This window comes from Cupriavidus sp. PB-02, assembly GCF_058252315.1.
In genome coordinates this window covers 999652-1022124 of sequence record NZ_JBXPSX010000003.1, presented here as the reverse complement: position 1 = coordinate 1022124, position 22473 = coordinate 999652, and the positions used below count along the sequence as shown (strand labels likewise).

Annotated in this window: 16 protein-coding genes and 8 pseudogenes; 12 read left to right on the top strand and 12 right to left on the bottom strand. The window is 63.0% G+C overall.

Annotated features, from left to right (window positions below; genetic code table 11):
• Positions 1 to 73: 73 nt before the first annotated feature.
• The 5 genes and pseudogenes from ppc to AC10V3_RS39285 all read right to left on the bottom strand — a co-directional run bounded on the left by ppc (position 74) and on the right by AC10V3_RS39285 (position 8131).
• Entirely contained in the window at positions 74 to 2935 is a 2862-nt protein-coding gene (ppc, locus tag AC10V3_RS39305; protein ID WP_454753698.1) for a phosphoenolpyruvate carboxylase, read from the bottom strand.
• 1241 nt (positions 2936 to 4176) lie between these two features.
• Positions 4177 to 4494, bottom strand: coding sequence for an NIPSNAP family protein (locus AC10V3_RS39300; RefSeq protein WP_349608082.1), 318 nt, complete (start codon positions 4492 to 4494; stop codon positions 4177 to 4179).
• Between the two features lie 33 nt (positions 4495 to 4527).
• The gene (locus AC10V3_RS39295; protein ID WP_349608084.1) at positions 4528 to 5502 is read right to left on the bottom strand and encodes a Bug family tripartite tricarboxylate transporter substrate binding protein; all 975 of its coding nucleotides are present in this window, start codon (positions 5500 to 5502) and stop codon (positions 4528 to 4530) included.
• Between the two features lie 240 nt (positions 5503 to 5742).
• Positions 5743 to 6642 (bottom strand): helix-turn-helix domain-containing protein, encoded by a 900-nt coding sequence (locus tag AC10V3_RS39290; RefSeq protein ID WP_349608086.1) that lies wholly within the window; start codon positions 6640 to 6642, stop codon positions 5743 to 5745.
• Between the two features lie 517 nt (positions 6643 to 7159).
• Positions 7160 to 8131 (bottom strand): annotated as a pseudogene (locus AC10V3_RS39285) (IS4 family transposase).
• Positions 8132 to 8763: 632 nt separating this feature from the next.
• Between AC10V3_RS39285 and AC10V3_RS39280 the strand changes: the two are divergent.
• Positions 8764 to 8899: pseudogene (locus AC10V3_RS39280) on the top strand (transposase); the annotation flags it as partial.
• A 31-nt stretch (positions 8900 to 8930) separates the two neighbouring features.
• Here AC10V3_RS39280 and AC10V3_RS39275 read toward each other — a convergent pair.
• From AC10V3_RS39275 to AC10V3_RS39265, 3 pseudogenes are all read right to left on the bottom strand, one after another.
• A pseudogene (locus tag AC10V3_RS39275) lies at positions 8931 to 9332 on the bottom strand (transposase); the annotation flags it as partial.
• Positions 9332 to 9747, bottom strand: a pseudogene (locus AC10V3_RS39270) (IS256 family transposase); the annotation flags it as partial. The pseudogenes AC10V3_RS39270 and AC10V3_RS39275, both read right to left, overlap by 1 nt.
• A 618-nt stretch (positions 9748 to 10365) precedes the next feature.
• Positions 10366 to 10519: pseudogene (locus AC10V3_RS39265) on the bottom strand (IS256 family transposase); the annotation flags it as partial.
• Between the two features lie 363 nt (positions 10520 to 10882).
• On the opposite strand from AC10V3_RS39265, the gene AC10V3_RS39260 reads away from it, so the two are divergent.
• Entirely contained in the window at positions 10883 to 11119 is a 237-nt protein-coding gene (locus AC10V3_RS39260; RefSeq protein WP_349604911.1) for a hypothetical protein, read from the top strand.
• 73 nt (positions 11120 to 11192) lie between these two features.
• Positions 11193 to 11507 carry a hypothetical protein gene (locus AC10V3_RS39255; protein WP_349604910.1) on the top strand — a complete coding sequence of 105 codons (315 nt, stop codon included), beginning with the start codon at positions 11193 to 11195 and terminating at the stop codon, positions 11505 to 11507.
• A 4-nt stretch (positions 11508 to 11511) separates the two neighbouring features.
• Here AC10V3_RS39255 and AC10V3_RS39250 read toward each other — a convergent pair.
• Positions 11512 to 11834, bottom strand: a pseudogene (locus AC10V3_RS39250) (DNA cytosine methyltransferase); the annotation flags it as partial.
• Positions 11835 to 11924: 90 nt separating this feature from the next.
• On the opposite strand from AC10V3_RS39250, the gene AC10V3_RS39245 reads away from it, so the two are divergent.
• Positions 11925 to 12785: a transglutaminase-like domain-containing protein gene (locus AC10V3_RS39245; protein WP_349604915.1), complete on the top strand. Its 861-nt coding sequence runs from the start codon at positions 11925 to 11927 to the stop codon at positions 12783 to 12785.
• A gap of 46 nt (positions 12786 to 12831) precedes the next feature.
• Here the strand turns inward: AC10V3_RS39245 and AC10V3_RS39240 are convergent.
• Together AC10V3_RS39240 and AC10V3_RS39235 are read right to left on the bottom strand one after the other, a co-directional pair.
• Positions 12832 to 13146 (bottom strand): annotated as a pseudogene (locus tag AC10V3_RS39240) (hypothetical protein).
• A 209-nt stretch (positions 13147 to 13355) separates the two neighbouring features.
• A pseudogene (locus AC10V3_RS39235) lies at positions 13356 to 13802 on the bottom strand (nitroreductase family protein); the annotation flags it as partial.
• A gap of 46 nt (positions 13803 to 13848) precedes the next feature.
• On the opposite strand from AC10V3_RS39235, the gene AC10V3_RS39230 reads away from it, so the two are divergent.
• Positions 13849 to 14901 carry an IS630 family transposase gene (locus AC10V3_RS39230; RefSeq protein WP_349604907.1) on the top strand — a complete coding sequence of 351 codons (1053 nt, stop codon included), beginning with the start codon at positions 13849 to 13851 and terminating at the stop codon, positions 14899 to 14901.
• Positions 14902 to 14917: 16 nt separating this feature from the next.
• A complete protein-coding gene (locus AC10V3_RS39225) occupies positions 14918 to 15232 on the top strand; it encodes a hypothetical protein (protein WP_490924377.1) in 315 nt (104 codons plus the stop codon).
• A 415-nt stretch (positions 15233 to 15647) separates the two neighbouring features.
• On the opposite strand, the gene AC10V3_RS39220 is transcribed toward AC10V3_RS39225, so the two are convergent.
• Positions 15648 to 16358 (bottom strand): SDR family oxidoreductase, encoded by a 711-nt coding sequence (locus AC10V3_RS39220; RefSeq protein WP_490924376.1) that lies wholly within the window; start codon positions 16356 to 16358, stop codon positions 15648 to 15650.
• Positions 16359 to 16657: 299 nt separating this feature from the next.
• Between AC10V3_RS39220 and AC10V3_RS39215 the strand changes: the two genes are divergently transcribed.
• From AC10V3_RS39215 to sufU, 6 genes are read left to right on the top strand one after another with little or no spacing between them, the layout of a single operon-like run.
• Positions 16658 to 17128 (top strand): SUF system Fe-S cluster assembly regulator, encoded by a 471-nt coding sequence (locus AC10V3_RS39215; RefSeq protein ID WP_490924687.1) that lies wholly within the window; start codon positions 16658 to 16660, stop codon positions 17126 to 17128.
• Positions 17129 to 17159: 31 nt separating this feature from the next.
• Positions 17160 to 18608: a Fe-S cluster assembly protein SufB gene (gene sufB / locus AC10V3_RS39210; RefSeq protein WP_490924375.1), complete on the top strand. Its 1449-nt coding sequence runs from the start codon at positions 17160 to 17162 to the stop codon at positions 18606 to 18608.
• Between the two features lie 52 nt (positions 18609 to 18660).
• On the top strand, positions 18661 to 19431 hold the full coding sequence (gene sufC / locus AC10V3_RS39205; protein WP_490924374.1) for a Fe-S cluster assembly ATPase SufC: 771 nt from the start codon (positions 18661 to 18663) through the stop codon (positions 19429 to 19431).
• Positions 19428 to 20759: a Fe-S cluster assembly protein SufD gene (gene sufD / locus AC10V3_RS39200; RefSeq protein ID WP_490924373.1), complete on the top strand. Its 1332-nt coding sequence runs from the start codon at positions 19428 to 19430 to the stop codon at positions 20757 to 20759. The genes sufC and sufD overlap by 4 nt, the downstream gene beginning before the upstream one ends.
• A complete protein-coding gene (locus AC10V3_RS39195; RefSeq protein WP_349604896.1) occupies positions 20756 to 22024 on the top strand; it encodes a SufS family cysteine desulfurase in 1269 nt (422 codons plus the stop codon). The genes sufD and AC10V3_RS39195 overlap by 4 nt, the downstream gene beginning before the upstream one ends.
• Complete coding sequence (gene sufU / locus AC10V3_RS39190; RefSeq protein WP_349604894.1) at positions 22024 to 22470, top strand: Fe-S cluster assembly sulfur transfer protein SufU; 447 nt, start codon at positions 22024 to 22026, stop codon at positions 22468 to 22470. The genes AC10V3_RS39195 and sufU overlap by 1 nt, the downstream gene beginning before the upstream one ends.
• Positions 22471 to 22473: the final 3 nt, after the last annotated feature.

Here is a 22473-nt window from a genome sequence, read left to right as displayed (position 1 = left end):
CGCGGCCGGAGGACCACCCTGCGACTGTCCTCCGAGCCATGCCCCGCACTGACTGAGCTAACCGTGCGTTGCCTCAGCCACTGTTACGCAACCCCGCCGCCACCCCGTTGATGGTCAGGTGGATGCCGCGCCGTACGCGGATGTCATCGCCATCCTTGCCCGAGCGGTAGCGCTTGAGCAACTCGACCTGCAAGTGGTTCAGCGGATCGAGGTAGGCAAAGCGGTTCTTGATCGAGCGCGCCAGCAGCGGGTTGTCCGCCAGCCGTTCCTGGTGGCCGGTGATCAGCGCCAGCATCTCGCAGGTCAGGTGCCATTCCTTGCTGATGCGGTTGAACACGTTGCGGCGCAGCGCAGCGTCGTCGCACAGCTGCGCGTAGCGCGAGGCCACCGCCAGGTCGGTCTTGGCCAGCACCATGTCCATATTGGACAGCAGCGTCGAGAAGAAGGGCCAGGTCTTGACCATGCGGCGCAGCGTGGTGACGGCCGACTTGCGCGCCTTGTCATCGGGCGCGCTGTCCAGCAGCTCCCTGACCGCGCTGCCGAAGCCGTACCAGCCCGGCAGCAGCAGCCGGCACTGGCCCCACGAGAAGCCCCACGGGATCGCGCGCAGGTCTTCGATGCGGCGGTTCTTCTTGTCCATCAGCTTGCGCGAGGCCGGACGCGAACCCAGGTTCAGGTCGGCGATCTCGGTGATCGGCGTGGTGGCGAAGAAGTAGTCCTTGAAGCCGGGGGTCTCGTACACCAGGTCACGGTAGGCCGTGAAGGCGCGGTCCGACAGCTGCTGCATCACCGCCTCGAACATGTCGAGGTCCTTGGGCGCGTTCTGCTGCGGCAGCAGCGACGCTTCCAGCGTGGCGGCGACCACCGTCTCCAGGTTGCGCCGGCCGATCTCGGCGTTGGCGAACTTGCTGTTGATGATCTCGCCCTGTTCGGTCAGGCGGATCTGGCCGTTCACCGTGCCCGGCGGCTGCGACAGGATGGCGTCGTAGGTCGGGCCACCGCCGCGGCCGACGGTGCCGCCGCGGCCATGGAACAGGCGCAGCTTGACCTTGCGCTGCTCAAACAGCTGCACCAGTGCCAGTTCGGCCTTGTACAGCTCCCAGGTCGAGGTCAGGAAGCCGCCGTCCTTGTTCGAGTCCGAGTAGCCGAGCATCACTTCCTGCTCGACGCCATGGTGCGCGATCACCGAATCGAAGCCCGGCAGGTCCAGCAGCGACTGCATGATGCCGGCGGCATTGCGCAAGTCTTCGATGGTCTCGAACAGCGGGATCACCATCAGCTCCATGCGCGCCGGGTCGGTCTTGCTGCCCAGCGTGCCCTGCAGCATGCCGGACTCCTTCTGCAGCAGCATCACTTCGACCAGGTCCGACAGCGTCTCGGTGTGCGAGATGATGTAGTTGCGCGCGATGCGCTTGCCGTAGCGGCCACGCAGCTCGCGCGCGGCGGCGAAGATCGCCAGTTCCTTGCGGGTCTGCTCCGAGTACTCGTGCCAGGGCAGCGTCAGCAGGCGCGGCTGGCGCAGCTCCGCCAGCAGCAGTTCCAGCTTGCGCTGCTCGGGCAGCTTGGCGTAGTCGGCGGCGATGCCGGCGGCGGCGAACAGTTCGGCGATGACCGCCTCGTGCACGTCCGACACCTGGCGCATGTCGACCGAAGCCAGGTGGAAGCCGAACACGGCGATCGCGCGCGCCAGTGCGTCGATGCGGTTGCTGGCCAGCGCCTGGCCGTGGTGGGCGCGCAACGAATCGATCACCACCTGCACGTCCGCGGCAAAGGACTCGGCGCTGTCATACGGCTCGGCCGGCGCCACCGGGCGGCGCGTTGCGGCGTGGCCGGTGAGCGTCTTGCAGGTCGCGGCCAGGCGCGCGTAGATGCCGATCAGCGCGCGGCGATAGGGTTCGTCGGCGCGGTGCTCGGAGTGGTCGGGCGAGCGTTCGGCCAGCGCCAGCAGCTCGGGGTTGGCGTCGACCATCAGCGTGGACATCGACAGCTCGGCGCCCAGTGCATGCACTTCGTCCAGGTACCAGTCCAGGATCAGCTGGGCCTGCTGGCTGGCGGCATGCTCGAGCGTCTCGGCGGTGACGTTGGGATTGCCGTCGCGATCGCCGCCGATCCACGAGCCCATCTGCATGAAAGGCGCGAGCGGGGTCGGCTGGGCGCCGGGCGTGCCCTTGCGCTTGCGCATGGCCGGGAACACCGCGGCGATGTCTTCTTCCAGTTCGCTCATCAGCTGCGGGATGCCGCGCAGGAAGGTAGTGCGGTAGTACGACAGCGCGTTCTCGATCTCGTCGGCCACCGTCAGGCGCGCGTCGCGCAGCATGCGGGTCTGCCACAGCGTGGTGACCTTGGCGCGCAGCTGCGCGGTGTTGTGCTCGCGCTCGCGTGCCGTCATCGGCAGGTCGCGCTCGGCCAGCAGGCGGGCGATCTCGCGCTCGGCGTCGAGAATACTCTTGCGCTGGACTTCGGTCGGGTGCGCGGTCAACACCGGCACGATCAGCGCCTCGTCCAGGAACTTGCGCAGCTGCTTGCCGGTCACGCCGGCGGCGTCGATCGCCTCCAGCGCGTGCGGCAGGCTGCCCGCCTGCGGCGGCGAGCCGGCCAGCGCATGCACGCGGCGGCGGCGGTTGTGGTGCTGGTCCTCGGCGATATTGGCCAGGTGCGAGAAATAGCTGAACGCGCGCACTACCTGGTTGGTCTGGTCGCGCGACAGGCGCTTGAGCAGGCGGTCCAGCTCGGCGCCGGCGGCGCGGTCGTTCTCGCGGCGGAAGCGCACCGCGGTCTGGCGGATGGTCTCGACTACCTCGAAGGCGGCGTCGCCTTCCTGTTCGCGCAGGCAGTCGCCCAGCAGGCGGCCCAGGAAGCGGATGTCCTCGCGCAGCGGCAGGTCCTTGTCGGCGGTGCCAGGGGGCGGCACGGCAGTTGCTGATTTGACATTCATCTCTGGCACAGCATGGCGTGTGTCACCTGCGACGCCTGTCGGTGCGCCCTTGCCAGGGACGGCTTCGCTAGCAGGTGAGTTGACGACAGGAATCGCAACGGAGATTGCGGTCAGGGCGTCAGTTGCTCGGTTGGCGGAGGATTTTCGCTGGCTTGCGGGGCGTGCTGCTTGCTGCGTCATGGAATTCTATTTTTTTCAATCAAATTGATGTGACATTGCCGGGTGCGAGTCGCAGACCCGATTACCTCTTCAGACGCTCCACCAGCCCGATGGTGGTGCTATCAGCTGCGCGATCGCCTTCGTCTTTCAGCAGGCAGACGTCATCGACCTGCGTTTGGTCTCCGGCGGAAAGACGCTCCAGCTGCCGTCGTCATGTCGAAAGAAAAAGACAGCCACCGGGTTGTTGGTTCGAGGCAGTTCCACATGCACACAATGATTTCTGCCCAGTGTGGAATGCAACACACGGGTTATCCGTAGCGATGAAAACGAGGAGTTGCCGAACCACTTCTCAACCAGAAGCCTTAACGATCCTTGATTAATTTGCACTTTCGTCTCGTTGGAATAGGCGCGATCAAATGTCACAGATAAAGCGATGAACGCGTCAGTACCTTCACCAAAGAGATACAGGTGACAAGGGCTCACTGCTCTTCGGGATGTCAACTTGCAGCTTTCCGGCTCGCTGGAGGTACTTACTGAAGTGAACAACAGCCTGCCTTCGAGGCTCGGCCCGGCTGCTTTGCAGTGTTAAGCGTCTAACGCCTCCATGCTTTTGCTAACGTTAGCACTATAGTCGCGATTGGCGACCACTGTCAAAGGAATGCTCTCACAATCGCGGGCCCCGACGCTGACGCCCCTTGGGGGGCTAGCGTAACGCGAGGGCTCGCCGAAGCAGGGGAACCATTCACGGCGAGAGGATTATGAGCCACCCAATGCGCTAACCAGGACTTTGAAGTAGATTTAGCCGACCTATTAAACTAGGGATGCTCTGCACAAAGCCTGCTCAAATGTGCTTGGGGGTGAATGAGAAGCTGGTGAGGCCGGGCGCAGGCGCTCGCGGCACGCGCTGGACAGCATTTGAGGCTTGGCGCAAGACACGCGTCCAAGCCTCTGACGCACTCATGCCCCGGCGGTGGCGCGGATGCACGCGAGCATCGGATCGCGCTTGCCGCCCGGACCGGGATCTCTCCAACGGGGCGTGAATGGCCCGGCGCTGAACGCCCGGGCCGCGACGACAGGTCCGCCTATGGCTTGAAGAACGATACCGGCGTCATCAGCCGGTTCTCCTGGCTGATGAGGTAGCCGGCCTCGCCGCTCATTTTTAGGTAGTCGCTCCAGGCCGGGTCCTTCTGCAGCGCCTGGCGCTTGCCCTCGCGATCGGCCGCGCTGTCATAGACCCAAATGTGCATGTAGCTGTTGACATCGCCGGTCTCGGTTTGCATGTAGGCCAACGGTTTGCCAAGGTGGCGACTCTGGATCGCGTAGCCGTGCTCGGCATACAGCGCCAGGTGTTTTTTGATCGTGCCGGGGCGGCAGGTGTAGGTCCGAACATCGAACAGCATGGGGCTTCCTCGAGCGGTGGCGGGGGAGTGGAGTCAATCGACGGTGGCGCCAGACTGTTTGACAAGCACGGCCCAGCGCGCCACCTCCTGGCTCACGTACTTCTGAAATGCGGCCTGATCGTCGCCGACCGGGTCGGCGCCGAGCCCTTTCAGCCGTTCCTTCACGGTGGGGTCGGCTACGCTCTGGACGATGGCCTGCGAGAGCTTCTCGACGGCGGCCGCTGGCGTGCCGGCCGGCGCAAACAGGCCGAACCAAGAGCGCGCGGTCATGCCCGGGAACGGCGTTTCCGCGAATGCGGGCACATCGGGCAGGGCGACGTGGCGCTTGGTACCGGTGACTGCCAGCGCCTTGAGCTTGCCGCTCTGCACCTGGGCGAGGACTTCGGGCAGGTTGGCGAACATGATCTGCACTTGGCCGCCCATCACGTCATTGAGCGCCTGCGCCCCGCCCTTGTAGGCGACGTGCGTCATCTTCGTGCCGGCTAGCGTGCTGAACTGCTCGCCGGCCAAGTGGGACGCGGTGCCGGTGCCGCCCGACGCGTAGTTGACGCGGCCGGCATTGGCCTTGGCGTATGCGGCGAGCTCGCTAGCCGAATTGGCCGGCACCGAGGGATTCACCACCAGCAGCAGCGGCACCGACGCCAGGTTCGACAGGCCCACGAAATCGCGCGTGAGGCTGTAGTTGAGCTTCTGGTAAAGCGACGCGTTGATTGCGTGGCTCGACGTGGCCATCAGCAGCGTGTAGCCGTCGGGGTCTGAGCGCGCGGCCGAGACGGCGCCAATATTGCCGTTTGCGCCGGCCTTGTTTTCCACCAATATCGACTGGCCGAGCCGGGCCGACATGGCTTGCGCCGCGGTGCGCGCGATCACGTCGGTGGCGCCGCCGGCGGCGAACGGCACGATGATGCGCAAGGGATGATCCGGGTAGTCCGCCATCGCGTTGAGGGTAGTGACGGCCAATGCGGTGGCCACGGCAAGGCCCCGCAACCGGATGATTGCTTTGTACATGTCTGTCTCCTGTGCCCCTGGCTTCTTATGGGCCCGCTGACGGCGGCCTGCGCGTCTGCCGGGTTGTCGGCCCAATGGCGTCATGCCGTGCCCGCACGCGCCGCTCGTGCCCGCATACACATAAGAACGTGCGCGGGTGACGGCGACGCCGGGTTCGGCTGCACCGTGAGGAACACTTTACCCAGCCACGTGGCAGCTGCGTTAGGACGGATCAGACGATGTGTTGGACTTTTTCGCGCGTCATTCCAGCGGACGACAATGCTTCCTGCGGAAGTCGCCCGGCGTGAGGCCGGTCTGCTTCTTGAAGAAGCGTGCGAAGTAGGCCGGGTCCTCGATATTGAGACGGAACGCGATCTCGGCGATGCCTGTTTCAGTGTTGCTCAGCCAACGCTTGGCTTCGAGCACCACGCGTTCCTGTACCACCTGGCTGGCCGTGCGCGCCACGGTTCGCTTGACAGCGTCGTTGAGCTGACGCTCGCTCACGCAGAGCGCCTCGGCGTATTGGCCGATCGTGCCGAAGCGCAAGTAGTGCTTTTCCACCAGCATCGTGAAACGGCGCGTGAGTGCCTGCTGCGGTCCAACGCCGCTGTTGTGCTCGTTGTCCGGGCACAGGCGGCACAGGCGCGTGAGCAGGATCAGCAGGCAAGCCCGGAGCACGTCGGTAAAGCCAGGCTGGCGGTCGCGCGCCTCGCGCTCCATCTCGCCAAGCAGCGGCAGCATGTCGTCATGCTGGGCCTGCGTAAGATAGAGCGCATTGTTGCCGCGCGTGGGGTCGTAGAACGGGAATTTTGCGACATCTTCGGCCCGCGGAAACATCCGCGCGAAGAAGTCGGTGCTGAAATTCAGTACATAGCCGTGCGGCTTGACCGATGAGGTCCAGCCATGGACCTGCCCTGGTGAGAGGAAAAACACCGAGTGGTCGCGCACATCGAAATGCGCGAAGTCGAGCATGTGCGTGCCGCTCGCCCGGGTCATCCAGAGCAGGTGGTAGTAGCTGTGCCGGTGCAGGAAGCCGCGCGGGATGTCGTCGCGGTCCTGCAGCCGCACGAGGTCGAAATAGAATGACCCCTCGCCCGCGAAATCCGACGTCTCGAAGGTGGGAAACTCGCCAGACGGGCTGGAAGGGAGGGCTTTGGGCAAGCGCGGGTTCCTTGCGGTGTCGGGGCCTAGTTACCAGCGCCATCCTATCCAAAAATGCGCCGGCGGCCGCTGAGTCATGCCCGATCCACCGGGATGTCAACCCTGCGGCTGGTCAAGAATCTGGGCGCAGATCGAATGCCAAATGACGGCGTCCATTTGCATTACACGATCGTAGCGGAAAATAAATTTGTCACCGGGGTATCCGGCTGGAACCCTTGTCGCGCAAAGGTGGCGGAAAATGAATTAACATCTTTATCGACACTCTCGTGTACGCCACCGCTCCGGCAGAATCAGTGATGCATCATCTGATCAACCGTCGCTTGTTCAAACGACAGCAGATGCCGGTGGTACTACCTTCTCCAAGCGCGAGTCGAGCTATTAGATGGCAAGCTGGAGGAGCGATTTATCGACAAGTAGCCGCGCTTTCGATCGCCAGAGCTACAACTGATCACGTAGAGGGGCGTATCCCCTAGCTTGATTCCACGCCCAGCATTCAGGGCATTTCCTTATACAGAAGTCATGACTCTTCCCGCAGCGCTTGAATGGTGAGCGCGGCGTCCATGGTTCGCTGCATGCCGATCCAGATCGTCTTAGCGCCGGGCTCGCCATCGCCAAGGCCCGCTCCACACGATCTATGTGTGAGAGCTGTAGCGCTTCGACCTTGCAGCCGGTCTTCAGGACATGGAAAAACATCTCCACTTCCCATCGGGCTCGGTACCAGTCGACGAGTTCGATGACAGCATCGGCGTCCTGCGCTTCTCGGTTCGTCAACAGCCGCCAAACCACTGGCTTGACGCCTGCGGGCGCTCCGATCTCCCTGGCCTCTACACAGGTGAGCGCAGGGCCATCCAGACCGGGCAGCCTCATACGTTTTGCGCGTAGCTCCTGTTTGACCTCGCGCGCCTTCTGGCCTGCACGCCCTGGCAAGATAAAGGCGATTTCCCCGAGTGCCGGGCTGGCGTCGGCGCTATCCCACAACTTGCCGCCTTCGGCAAGGTTGCGGTTGTGTTGGCTGCGGATCAGCCAGTCGGCCGGTTGGCCAAGTTCCTGGGCGCGCGCCATCAACTCGGCAATATCACCCTCGCGGTCCGTCACATACACCAGCCGTGTCTGGGGCAATAGCGCGGCTTGCTCCGCAACGCGTTCATACCCTTCAATCCAGCGGACGCTTTCCTTGATCCCGCCGCGGTGGCCATTGGCGTCCTTTGGTTCCCGAGCCCACATCCAGGCATCGATCACCCCCAGCGGTTCACGGTCAGGCGTCACCGCGTAGGTCGGATGCAAAAACATGCCCCGCTGGGCTTCGTAGCTCAGCGGCCCCAGCCCCTCCATTGCCGAGAAACCGATACGCCCCAATGGTTTGCGACCAGTCATCGCACGCACCGGGAATGCTCGCAGTAGGCAGGGCCGCAAACCGCTTGAGCAATTCCTTGGCGCGCCGATCCCGCCGCGGATCACCAAGATCCAGACTCTCGAATTCCTCGTCCACTCATGCCCCCGACTCGTCGTTGCCCATTGCTGTTCAAAATCCGAGAGTAAACGCGAGTCTGGCGAAGTTAACAACCCCTTACCTCGAAATTTCCGCGGCCGTATGCTCCATGCCCCGCTGCGGAGACGGTACTACTTCTGTATAAGGAGATGGGCTATGAGACGCCGTCATCTTCTCGTTCGCCCCAAGGATCGTCGCTATAAAGCAGGTCATAGTCGTGGGGGAAAAGGGTTAGACGCGGAGGAGGATACTGAAACACCAACTCCGGTTCAACCTGGCATCCCGAAGTTTGCGAAATACTTATCGAACGGCGGATTCACGTCCGGCCCGCGTGAATAGCGAGCGCAGATTGAGAGCGCGAACAGCTTCGTGGAAATCTAAGCAGATCACTCAGGCCATGGCGCCGAGACCACGGGCAACGGCCTGTGCGCAGACTCCAGGCTATCGAATGTGCTCTGTATGCCGGGGGAGAGCCATCGCACAACATCACAGCCGCGGTACGACCCGAGCTGCGGCTCTAAGCCAGATTTTTACTATAGAGCAGGTACGAAGCGCGGCATGATCGGCACGATATTTCCTTCATTGCTTGCAAGGTTGGCAGAGTGGCGGCAGTTGGGTACCGCTGTGGGCTCCCCAACCACCCGGTGGTGTTCTTCGACGAGCTGCGGGTCCAAGATGCGCGAGGATGGCGTCGTGCGCAGCAAGGCGGTCGATCTGGTGCTGGGCGTGCTGCCCGATGGCACGCGTGACATCCTGGGCCTCTGGGTCCGATGACTGCTGAGGCGGTGCAGGACACGACCTCTAACGGGCGGGCCTGCCAGGCGGTGACTTCCTCCATGACCGCATCCGTTACCGAGCTGATGAACGCATGCGACACCTCGGTGCCGTACTGCTCGGCCAGAAACGCCTGGATCTCGCGCACCGTCATGCCGCGGGCATACATGGCGATGATCTTGTCGTCAAAGCCAGTGAAACGCCGGTCGTGCTTGGGAATCAGGATGGGCGCGAAGCTGCCGTCGCGGTCCCGCGGGATCGCCAGGCGCAGCGGTCCCGTGTCGGTAAGCACCGTCTTGGCGCTGGAGCCGTTGCGCTGGTTGCTGGCATTTTCGGGGCGCTCAGCACCCTCCGGGTAGCCCAGGTGATGGCCCAGCTCCGCGCCCATCGCCCGCTCGATCAGGGCCTTCTTGAACGCCATGGCGGCATGCTCTCGATGGCATTCGTGGTGTAGATGATCTTGCGGATGGCTGGCGGGAACGCAAAGATCACGCGGCCCAGACGCGGTGCCAGGAGGCTGCAATCGGCGGGTAGCGCTTGCCCCAGTCGCTTTGCTCGAAGGCCAATAGCGCCGCCTGTGCGGCCTCTACCGTGGCTGCTGTGTAGACAGGCTTGAGCGCGGCCGCCACCGCACGGCGGTCCTTCCAGCTCGCGTAGTCCAAGCTGCCGCGGATCAGATGCACGCTGCATGTCTGCAGTATCGTGCTCGGGAACACCGCGTTCAGGGCCTGCTCCATGCCCTTCAAGCCGTCGGTCACCGCGATCAGGATGTCTTGGGTGCCTCGCGTTTTCAGTTCGTTGAACACCTTCATCCAGAACTTTGCCCCTTCGGTGGTCTCGATCCGCATCCACGACGCCCCACGGCGCCACTATTCGCTCTGACCACACGTCAGCGGCCGCGTTAAGAAATGCGCCGATCAGGGCCTTAAGGCCAAGGCCTCGGGCAAGTGAGGAAGCGGAGCTTTCATCGCGTGGGTGCGCCTGAAAGGGTGGGAGCTCGTTTTCCTTAGCGAGCAACCCTAGTAAACGCCTCGTACCCCGCCGGCTTGCGCCGCGCGGGGCTTTCGGCATTGCATGCTTCGGCTTAATCGCTACGCGTAATCGCCTTTCGGGTCGTCCGGTATCGTCCACTTGAAGCTCTCGTCCTTGACGAGAGCCGGTGGTCCCGGTGCCGGCGAAGTTAGTTGTGGTGCGGTCTTGGACAGCTTGTGAGAAGACTGGAACGAGTGCTTCCTCGTTGTGCCTGTCGACTCATACCTAAGCGGGATTGACATGGTGTTCCCCGGTGAGTGCGCCAAAATTCCCGGGTGCGAACCACTGCAGAGGGGGTGAAATTTGAGCATACACCTATATTGGATAGTTCGTATTCGTCAATGACGGGGGTGTCAGGATTTTTGTGTGCAAGGCTAAAGGCCTGCCTGCCGGGCAGGCTGCCCGGCAGGCAGGCCTTTGATCCTATCTCAGTGATGGGGTTGTGTGAAGCGATCCTCGTAGAGGATCGCGAACTGGTTCATGGCCGCTTTCCAGTCGTGCGTGGCGCTGCCCCACTTGCAGGTGATGTTGCGCAAGGCTAGCCACAGCAGCTTTGGTGGCCGCTTCATCGCTCGGGAAGTGTATTGCGCAGTTGCGCGTTGATGCTTTTCGGTCGTGGTAGCGTAGGGACGGCCCCATCATCGGGTAAGCTTCAAACGGCGGGTTGCTTATCCGGGCAGCTTTGCGACGGCCACCAGTGATGCGCGTACGAGCGAAATGGCATTGCCCATCCTGATCGCAGACGATCGTCTCGGTGTGTCCTGGGTGGGGTGCGTTTCGCCGCAACCAACTGGGCCAGATGTGAGCGCCGCTCGGCATCTCGCTCGGCATCTGGAAGACTCCCAGCGTCACTCAAGCGGGTCCAGTTCTTCGAGCTGTTGCCGGTACTGAGGATGGGGCGTTATTTGGTCATGCTAGGATCCTTGGCAGCGTTGGGAGATAGCCATGGACCGCGTTACCGAATATCGAGGATTCGAGATCCATATTGACCTTGTGAGCACATCCGAGGACATGTTCGATGTCTGGTTCCAGATCGAGGGCCCGATGAGGCCTCCGGGAGTTGCTGCAATCGGCAAGCGAATCAAAGTCCATGGCGGCCCGTTCTCTCGTCGCTGGGCATATCTCGTCGCCGAGGTAGCAGGCAGAGCCGCGGTGGATGTAATTCTTGGCGTGGAGGAATAGGCTCACCCCGCCATCCCCATCCGCCTCGCTTCCTTCGCGTGCTACGATCCTCTGGCACGATAGAGGGCAAGCCATGGCGAACTTCGAAACCGATGCCGAAATACTCGAGTGGATTGCTAAACACAGCGAGGACGAATTCCGGCAGCACGTAGAGCGCCACACGTTCGGCGACAGGCGTTTAGAGAACGCTCGTGCATATCTCGATAGGATCGACAGCCAGCGAGCGGAGATACGCGAGGAACGAGCGCTTCTGGCGACGGAGCAGGCAGCGGGCGCGGCGCAGGACCAAGTCGAGACTGCGCGACAAGCGCTCCGCATTTCGAAATGGGCTCTCGGTATAGCTATCGTTTCCGCATTTGTGGCCGTTGCCGGTTTGGTCGGAAAATAGGCCATTACATAACCTCCGCAGGCTGTGCCACTGACAGCGCCACCGCCACTAGGCCGTACCCACACCGGCGTGGCTGACAGCATGAACGTCTCGCCTGGCTCGGCCAGCAGCAGAGTAGTGCCCATCACCTTCGCGATCGCGCGCGCCGCGCCTGGCCGGCACAGCGTTGCCGATGCGCTCGCGCCAGGCCTGATCGCTCAGGCCGTCCAGCTCGAGATATTCCTCGGGCTCAACGAGGGACTGCAGGCAGGCCAGTTCCAGCGCTGTGAAAGGGCGGTGCCAGGTGCCGTCCAGCGCGCGGACGATGGCGATCAGCTTGTCGTTCGCAGGCACTACACTGAAATGGCAATCCACAGCAGTCTTCGCTGTCCGGATCTCTTTGCTTTTCTTCAGATCGTCGTCAACGCAAGGCTTGAGATGAACCGTCTCCGATACTCGGTGAGCCTGTCCTACGAGGTCATGGATCCCATGGCGGACTTCCTTCTGAACATTGAAGCCGCCAGGACTTCCCGGCAGGTCGTCGTTGCCGAGCGATTGACGTTCCCCCCGTCAATTCAGACCAGCCACTACACGGATCCGGTGCTGTGCAACCGCCTGCTTAGAATGCGCGCACCCAAGGGTCGCCTTGCCATTCGCTATGAGGCAGTCGTCGATATCGATCATCGCCTGGACGACAGCGCTCAGTTGTCAGAAGTGCCTGTCGCCGAACTACCGTTCGATGTCTGGCACTACCTCGCGCCTAGCCGATATTGTGAATCTGACCGCCTAATGGAATTTGCGATGCGTGAGTTCGGGGGCATGCAGCGCGGCTATGCCCGCGTCTACGCAATTCGGGAGTGGGTGCGCAATCACGTGCGTTTTCTCTCGCGCTCCACCAACGAGCGCACGTCGGCGGTCGATACCATCGTTGAACGCACCGGTGTCTGCCGCGACTTTGCTCACCTGATGATTGGGATCTGCCGCGCCCTGAGCATTCCGGCGCGCATGTCCAGCAGCCTGGACTATGGGGCAGATCCAACAATGGGAGCGCCGGATTTTCATGCGGTGGTAGAAGTGTATTTGTCCCACCGGTGGTACCTGCTCGATCCCTCTGGCGTATCGATCCCGACGGGGCTGCTTCGTATCGGCACCGGCCGGGATGCCGCGGACATACCGTTCGCGGCGATATTTGGCGCGGTGGAATCGAAGCGGCCCTTTGTCGAAATCCAGGCTGTGACTGACACAGCGGCCGGGATCGAAATGCCGGTGTTCACTGCAAAGGCTATCTCCACCTGGTAGCCGGCGCTAGTTGGCCGCTGCTACCGGCCCCGTGGTCGCTTGCGCATCAACGCTTGTTTCCCTTCTCGCTCTGCCTTTCCATGGCGGCCTTCCATTCCTCATAGGCCTCGATCGGCTCCATGGACTGATCGACGAACGCGGCGGCGCGCTCTGCGGCGGCTAGCATGTCCATGGCGGAGTCGCCTTGGTTGTCGTCCTCCGTTCCGGGTGGCAGTAGCATGTCGTCGAGCATCGCCGCCAGTTCCGATGTATCCTATGGCTCACCCAACTGAGTCTTCTTTACGTAGTGCTGGACTTCCGAGTTTTGGCCGGCGGTCAATGGCAGTCCACGGAAGGTAGGCTCTTCGTTGTGATGGATCATGATGTACCTCCGATGATGGTCTGCACTTTGAGTGCAAGCGCAAAACCGCACCACCATCGGAAGCCGGCAAGGGGCCGGGCATGCGCCGTCATGGAGCGTTGGCATGCCGCAACTGCGTCTAGCCCGTCGTTCCCGCAGGCGGCGTACATGGCCACTGAGTCAACGACTGCTTTCGGCGAGATTGACTGACCTGCTTCGTGTCGGGTGCATTACTCCTGATGCGGTGCAGATACCGACAGGCGCTGATCGACCAGGGCGCCGCCGACGGTAAAGTGATACAGGCTTTGCCAAGCGTGGTCCTTGATTCCGAGCATGGCGTGCATTTCATCATCAAAAAAGCAGCCAATCCCCGTGGCGCGCTCTCCGGTAGCTTCGGCTTCAAGATAGAGCGCTTGGCCGAGCATGCCGCATTCCCAGAAAAGATGGCGATAACGCCATGGTTGCTTTAGGGCGATCTCGAAGTTCGCGAGCATCCCCAGCGCAAAGCAGGAATCGGCGGCAATATCTTGGTGACAGCAGATCAGCTTTGCCACCGCGCGCAGATCGTAAGGCAGCAGAAAATAGAGTGGCAGATGGTCCGGTCCCGTCCTTTGCCAGAGCCATTCCGGGCGCATAGCCTGCTTGAGGCTTGTCAGCGCCCCAGGGTTCCTCACTAGTCCTTCGCGTCTTTGAAATAGCACCCCATTCATCTATGATGGATGCATGGGAAAAATGAGCTTGGACGAGCTCGAACGAGAGCAATTGTTGGCAGCCACGCGCAGCCAAACGGTGCGTGTGGCGGATGTGCGTCGGGCCAGGTTGATCCTGATGCTCGAAGACGGGGAATCGCGCGACGCGATCATGCAGCGGCTCGGTTGCGATTCGCGCTTTATCGCGCGTTGGTCGCGCCGGTTTCTGGCCGAGCGGCTCGCGGGCCTGTACGCACGCCATCCCGGCAGAGCCCCCGCGCGCGCGCCGGAGAAGCTTGAGGCGCGTGTGTTGAACACCACGCTCAAGCGCAAGCCAGCCGACGGCTCCACGCATTGGAGTAGTTACAAGCTGGCCGCAGAGTTGGGCAACGTGTCGGTCTCGACCGTGCAACGTATCTGGCGCAAACATGGTCTGCGTCCCCATCGACTGGCACAGCACATGATCTCCAACGATCCGGACTTCGAGACCAAGGCTGCCGACGTCATTGGCTTGTACCTGAACCCGCCGGCGCATGCGGTGGTGTTCTGCGTGGATGAGAAGACCGCGATCCAGGCATTGGACCGCAAAGACCGCATGTTGCCGCTGTCGCCCGGGCGTGCCGAAAGCCATGGATTCGAGTACAAGCGCAACGGCACCTTGAGCCTGTTTGCCGCGTTGAACACGGCCACCGGAGAAGTGCTAGGCAAGACTGCGGCGCGTCACACCAGCGAGCAGTTCGTGGCGTTTCTGACCGATATCGTGGCCCATCAGCCCGATGGTCAGGAAATCCACGTGATCTGTGACAACGTGAGCAGCCACAAGACGTCGCGCGTCCAGGAATTCCTGCGGGCCCATCGGCACGTGCACATGCACTTCACGCCCACATATTCGTCGTGGCTGAACCAGGTGGAGAATTGGTTCTCCCGTATCCAGCGTGACGTCATTAGTCGCGGTACCTTTACTTCCGTGAAGGACCTGGACCGGAAGCTGATGCGCTATATCCGTCAGCACAACGAGAATCCGGCACCCATCAAGTGGAAGTACAACGACCCAACTCGGCGAATTCGCCCGGTGCCATTTAATTGACGCAGTGTACTAGCGCATGCAGAGAACCACGCGCGGGAGCGTTGCGGCCGAAGAAAAGTTTCTTCCGGGCCGCATGACGCTTGATCTATCGCTGACTTTCCAACCCGGAGAAGCGCCTGACTTCGATCTGCTGATCGACAGGGCAAAGTCCCGCGGCTACCGCGTGCTGCACGACAGCCTGACCATCACGTTTGCCGACAACCAGGCCGTGTGGCGAGTCAGCCTGGTCGCGCCGGAAAAGTCGCGCGCGCTATCGCCGGCAGCACTGGCGGCCGAAATCGCTGCAACCCAGGGTGTCTCCCGGTTCAGCATCGTACCGGTGCGCAGTTGAGCCGGGTAAGCGAATACACCGAAATTTTGCAGAGATAAGACGTGCCCTCGCCGGAGTTGTCAAGGGCTTGAATACGCGATCAAGGGCGTGGGCCGTGGCCCCGGGACCCGCGCTGCGCGAGCGGCTTCTGTAGGGTAGCCAGCACTTCATCGAACCAGGGTCCGGTTTTGAACTGTTACGCCCGCTATCCAACACGTGGTGATCGTGCTTTCGCTGCAAAATGATACGCCGGCGCCCGAAATCCTCTTTGAAATTAACAATTTGCACACAACGACTTTTGCACGAAAAGCTCTTTGCACAACTCGTTGATACAGAACGGCTTACTTGCTGAAACCGTGTCAATCAGCACCGAAAGCACGATCACCCCTGAGCGGGCATGCACGCCCGTGCGAACCCCTCTCTTGAGCGCGCCTGGCTACCATGGAATCGGCTGGCGATCGCGGAAAAAGCCACCGGTGGGGCCATCGTCGGGCAGCGTTGCCAGCCAGATCACGGTGTCGATGCCCTGTTCGGGCGAGCGCGGCGCATCGGGGCCGCCCAAGTCGGTGCGACACCAGCCGGGACACACCGAGTTGACCTTGACGCCGCTATCGGCCATCTCGGCGGCCAGGATGCGCGTGACGGCGTTTAGCGCCGTTTTCGAGATTCGGTAGGCCGGCACACCGCTGCCCATCTCCGCCAGCTGTCCCATGCCCGAAGCCAGGTTGACCACCCGGCCGGCGCGGTTGGCGCGCAGCAGCGGCGCCAACGCCTGGGTGGTCCGCAGCACGCCGAAAAGATTGGTTTCCAAGGTGCGGCGCAGGGCGTCGAGCGGCAGTTCGAGCAGGCTGGTGTCGTAGTGGTCGAGCGAAACACCAGCGTTGTTGATCAGCACGTCCACGCGACCAAAGCGTTCAGTCAGCCAGTTGGCCAGCGCAGCCGCCGAGCTGTCCTCCGTAACGTCAAGGGGGTGGCAAGCGATCGGATGACCCGCAAGCCGGAGCTCTGTCTCGAGCACCTCGAGGTCCGTCGGCTTGCGCGCCGTGGCGACGACCAGATGGCCTTCCACGGTGGCCAGCCGGCGCGCGGCCGCGCGGCCCAAGCCGCGGCTCGCACCAGTGATGACGGTAATGGGTTGGTTGACCATGCCTGAGTCTCCTCGGCGCTGGCGTGAGGCAGGCCAGCTCTCGCAGCGTTAAAGACTTGCCCACGTCGCACGCCCACGCATCGATAGTTCGCCGTTGCTACAGGGATGCAAAGGACTCTTTCCAGAGTCCCCTGAAAGGTCTCGGTGTTCGCTTGCCCCGTAGGCGCAGCTAATCATCTATACACGTCGACGGCGGCCTGGTGATAGCGGATTCTCCGCATCCCGGCCTGACGCGAAACAGGGATGCTGGAACAAATGAGGACCAAATTGGTTCTAATTGGCAAATACTGGTGGCGATGATGCTCAGACTAAGCAAGCTGACCGACTACGGGACGGTGATCATGACGCACTTGGCGCGAAACCCGGGCCGAATTTGCAGTGCCGCCGAGGTCGCCGCCGCGATCGGCGTGGCGGTACCGACGGCAAGCAAGATTCTGAAGAGGCTGGCAAGGCACCACTTGCTGCAGTCATTGCGCGGCGCCAATGGCGGCTATCTGCTGGCACGACCGCCGGAACATATCTCGATCGCACAGGTGATTGACGCCATGGAAGGCCCGGCCGGCATGACCGAGTGCAGTGTCGCTACCGGTCTGTGTGCACAGGAAGGTCTGTGCGCCATCCGCGCCAACTGGCAATCGATCAATAGAGTGATCTTTGGGGCGCTTAACGGTGTGACACTGGCAGATATGGCACAACCGGTGTTGCACCCGGTGGATATTGGCGCCTTGCACGCCCGACGCGCACACGGGCCGCAAGCTGACATTTCGTGATTTAGATGACAGTGGCAAGCGAAGGCTGAACATGGCAACCCCGGCACGCAAGCTCGATGAACTGATCAGCCAAGGCTATAAGCATGGCTTCTACACGCCCGTGGAGACGGACACGGTGCCGTGCGGGCTGAATGAGGACGTGATCCGCATGATCTCGGCCATCAAGGGCGAGCCGGAATTCATGCGGGAGTGGCGTCTCAAGGCCTTCCGCCACTGGCTGACGATGTCCGAGCCGCACTGGGCGACGGTCAAGCACCCGCCCATCGACTACCAGGCGATCGCCTACTATTCAGCGCCGCGCTCCCAGAAGGCGGGACCGAAGACGCTGGACGAGGTCGATCCGGAGTTGTTGCGCACCTACGAAAAGCTGGGCGTGCCACTGCACGAGCGTGAACTGCTGGCAGGCGTGGCGGTGGACGCGGTATTCGACAGCGTCTCGGTGGCCACCACCTTCAAGCAGAAACTGGGCGAACTCGGCATCATCTTCTGCTCGTTTTCCGAGGCGGTGCGGGAGCATCCGGCGCTGGTGCAGCAGTATCTCGGCTCGGTCGTGCCCTATACCGACAACTTTTTCGCCACGCTCAACTCCGCCGTGTTCAGCGACGGCTCGTTCTGCTATATCCCGCCTGGGGTACGCTGCCCGATGGAGCTGTCGACCTACTTCCGCATCAATGCCCGCAACACCGGCCAGTTCGAGCGCACCCTGATCATCGCCGACCAGGGCGCTTACGTCAGCTATCTGGAAGGTTGCACCGCGCCGATGCGCGACGAGAACCAACTGCATGCCGCGGTGGTGGAGCTGATCGCGCTGGAAGACGCACAGATCAAATACTCGACCGTGCAGAACTGGTATCCGGGCGATAAGGAAGGCAAGGGCGGCATCTACAACTTCGTCACCAAGCGCGGCGACTGCCGCGGCGCGCGCTCGAAGATTTCGTGGACTCAGGTGGAGACCGGCTCCGCCATCACCTGGAAGTATCCAAGCGTGATCCTGCAGGGCGACGACTCGGTCGGCGAGTTCTATTCGGTCGCGCTGACCAACCACTATCAGCAGGCCGACACCGGTACCAAGATGACCCACCTCGGCAGGAATACCAGGAGCACCATCCTTTCCAAGGGCATTTCGGCCGGCCACGGCCAGAACGCCTACCGCGGGCTGGTGAAGATGGCCAGGAGCGCAATCGGCGCGCGCAACTACTCGCAGTGTGATTCGCTGCTGCTGGGCGACAAATGCGCCGCGCACACCTTCCCTTATATCGAGGTGAAGAACGCTACCGGCCAGGTCGAGCACGAGGCCTCCACCTCGCGCATCGGCGAGGACCAGTTGTTCTATTGCCAGAGCCGCGGTGTCAGCGCAGAGGATGCGGTGTCGATGATCGTGAACGGTTTCTGCAAGGAAGTATTCAAGGAGTTGCCGATGGAATTCGCGGTGGAAGCCCAGAAGCTGCTGGGCGTGAGCCTGGAAGGCAGTATCGGGTAAGGGGGGGCGCCCGGGGCGCGCCGCAGGCCACATTGGATGAAAGAAACCAGCCATGCTTGAGATTCGCAAGCTGCACGTCAGCGTAGACGAGAAGCCCATCCTTCACGGCATCGATCTCAGCGTGAAGGCCGGCGAGGTGCATGCCATCATGGGCCCCAATGGTTCGGGCAAGAGCACCCTGGCCCACGTACTGGCCGGCCGCGACCGCTTCACCGTCACTGCGGGTGAAGTCCTCTACGATGGCACGAACCTGCTTGCCATGCCGCCGGAAGAGCGCGCCCGCGCGGGCATCTTCCTCGCCTTCCAGTATCCGGTGGAAATCCCCGGCGTCTCGAATATCTACCTGCTCAAGGCGGGGCTCAACGCGATCCGCAAGCACCGCGGTGAGCCAGAGCTGGACGCCATGGATTTTCTCGCCCTGGTCAAGGACAAGCTCCAGCTCATGGAGATGGACCAGGACCTGCTTTACCGCTCGGTGAACGAGGGCTTCTCCGGCGGCGAGAAGAAGCGCAACGAGATCCTGCAGATGGCGGTGCTGGAGCCCCGGCTCGCCATTCTCGACGAAACCGACTCCGGTCTCGACATCGATGCGCTCAAGATCGTCGCCAGGGGCATCGAGGCCATGCGCAGCCCGCAACGCGCCATTGTGCTGGTCACGCACTACCAGCGCCTGCTCGATTACATCGTGCCGGATCAGGTTCACGTGCTTGCGCACGGCCGCATCGCCAGGTCCGGCGGGCCCGAGCTGGCGCGCGAACTGGAACGGCGCGGCTATGCCGGGGTGGAGGCGCAGGCCGTCACGGGGATGGAGTCTTCAGCATGAGCGCAAGCGGACTGGAGCACTATCTCGCCGAGTTCGACCGCGTCGAGGCCGCGCTGCCCGGCCGCCGCCTGGGCTGGCTCGCGCACGCGCGCCGGCAGGCGCTGGATCATTTCGCCCAGGCCGGGTTCCCTACACTGCGCCAGGAGGACTGGAAATACACCAGCGTGGCCGCACTCGAGAGAAGCCGCTTTGCCGTGACACTGCCGCAGGCCGGCGACGGCCTGGACGCTGCGGTGGCAGCGCGGATCGAGGCGCTCGCCCTGGCCGGCGCGCACCTGCTGGTATTCGTCAACGGCGCGCACCAGCCGCGATGGTCGCGCATCGGTGCGCTGCCTGCGGGGATGGAGCTCGCCAGCCTCGCCGCCACGCTGGAGCGCGCACCGGACTGCCTGGAAGCGCTGCTCCTGCGTCGCGCTAGCGACTATCCGTCCGGTTTCGCCGCCTTGAACATGGCGTTCATGACCGACGGTGCCTATATCCGCGTGGCGCCCGGAACCGTCCCCGAACAGCCGATCCACTTGCTGTTCCTCGCCACGGCTGGCGAGCTGGCTACCCATGCGCGCAACCTCGTGGTGGCGCAAGCCGGCAGCCAGGTCTGCATCGTGGAGCACCACGCGGGCCTGGATGGCCTGGGCTATTGCACCAATACCATCACTGACATCGTTGCCGAGCGTGATGCCCAGGTCGAACATCACAAGCTGCAGCAGGAGAGCCTCAAGGCCTTCCATATCGCCGGCGTGAACCTGGACCAGCGGCAGGGTAGCCGCTTCACCTCCAGTTCCTTTGCCCTGGGCAGCGCCCTGGCGCGGGTCGACATCGAAGTCGGGCTGAATGCCGAGCATACCGAGTGTTCGCTGGACGGGCTGTATATGACTGCCGGGCGGCAGCATATCGACCACCACACCCGCATCGACCACGCCAGCCCGCACAGCAAGAGTCGCGAGTTGTATAAAGGCGTGCTGGCGGGCGCCTCGCGCGCCGTCTTCAACGGCAAGGTGGTGGTGCATGCCGATGCCCAGCACAGCGATGCCCACCAGTCCAACCGCAACCTGCTGCTGTCCGACCAAGCCGAGGTCGACACCAAGCCGCAGCTGGAGATCTATGCCGACGACGTCAAATGCGGCCACGGCGCCACCGTAGGCCAGCTCGATGCCGAGCAGATTTACTACCTGCGCTCGCGTGGGATGGACGCTGCCGCGGCGCGTGCCCTGCTGACCTTTGCCTTCGCCGAGGAGGTCGTCAGGCGGCTCGGCTCTGCCCCATTGCGCACGCGGCTGGAAACGCTCTTGCGCGGCAAGCTGCCGGAACCTGTGAAGGAGCTGCCATGAACACGGCAGCGCATGAACTGATGGCCGTGGAGCGCGCGGTGCCGGACGCCGGCCTGGAGGTGGAGCGGCTGCGGCAGGATTTCCCCATCCTGCGCCAGACCGTCAACGGTAAGCCGCTGGTCTACCTGGACAACGCCGCCACCACCCAGAAGCCGCAAAGTGTGATCGCTAGCGAAGCACGTTACTACAGCGCGCTCAATGCCAATGTCCACCGCGCCGTGCACACCCTGAGCCAGCGCGCCACCGAGGCCTACGAGGCTGCGCGCGACGCCGTGCGAGACTTGATCAACGCGGCCGGGCGCGAGGAAATCGTGTTTGTGCGCGGCACCACCGAGGCGATCAACCTGGTGGCGGCAAGCTTCGGCCAGCGCCTGCGCCCGGGCGACGAGATCCTGATCAGCGCGATGGAGCACCACTCCAACATCGTGCCGTGGCAGCTGGCGTGCCAGCGCTCCGGCGCCTTGCTGCAGGTGGCGCCGATCAACGACGCGGGCGAGTTGATGCTGGAACAGTTCGCGCGATTGCTCGGCCCACGCACCAGGCTGGTTGCATTGGCGCACCTCTCCAACGCGCTCGGCACGGTCAACCCGGTGCGACACATCATCGAGCTGGCGCATGCCCGGGGCATCCCGGTGCTGGTCGATGGCGCGCAGGCGGTGCCCCACCTCAAGGTCGACGTACAGGCCCTCGATTGCGATTTCTACGCCTTCTCGGGGCACAAGCTCTACGGCCCCACCGGCATCGGCGTGCTCTATGGCAAGGCTGCGCTGCTCGATGCCATGCCGCCTTACCAGGGCGGCGGGGACATGATTCGCGAGGTCACGTTCCGCAAGACCACATACAACGAGCTTCCCTACAAGTTCGAGGCCGGCACGCCCAATATCGCCGGCGTCATCGCCCTTGGCGCCGCCATCGAGTATGTGCGCGCGGTCGGCCTGGAGGCCATCGCCGCCCACGAGCACGCGCTGCTCGCCTACGCCAGCGCGCAGGCAGCGCGGATCGCCGGCCTGCGCATGATCGGCACGGCTGCCGACAAGGCGAGCATCCTTTCGTTCACCCTGGCCGGCATCCATCCGCACGATGTCGGCACCATCCTCGATCAGCACGGCGTGGCGGTCCGTGCCGGCCACCATTGCGCCATGCCCGTGATGGAGCGCTTCGGCGTGCCTGCCACGGTGCGCGCTTCCTTCGCGCTGTACAACACGCGTGAAGAAGTGGATGCACTGTTTGCTGCCGTGCGCGCGGCACAGGAGATATTCGCCTGATGTCCGACCTGCGCAACCTCTACCAGGAAGTGGTCGTCGACCACAGTCGCTCGCCACGCAATTTCGGGCGGCTGGCGGCAGCGAACCGCAGCGCCGAGGGGTTCAACCCGCTGTGCGGCGATCGGCTGACGCTGTACCTGAGAATCAGCGATGGGGTGATCGAGGACGCCAGCTTCGATGGCTCGGGCTGCGCCATCTCCACCGCCTCCGCCTCGCTGATGACAGAGGCGCTCAAGGGCAAGACCGAGGCACAAGCGCGGGCCTTGTTCTCTGCCTTCCACGCGCTGGTGACCGCAGAGTCGGCGCGGGCCGGCGTGCCGTTGGGCAAGCTGGAGGTCCTGGCCGGGGTGCGCGAGTTTCCGGCGCGCGTGAAGTGCGCAACCCTGGCCTGGCATACCATGCAAGCCGCTTTGGAGAACCGCGCCAAGCCGGCCTCAACGGAGTGAAGC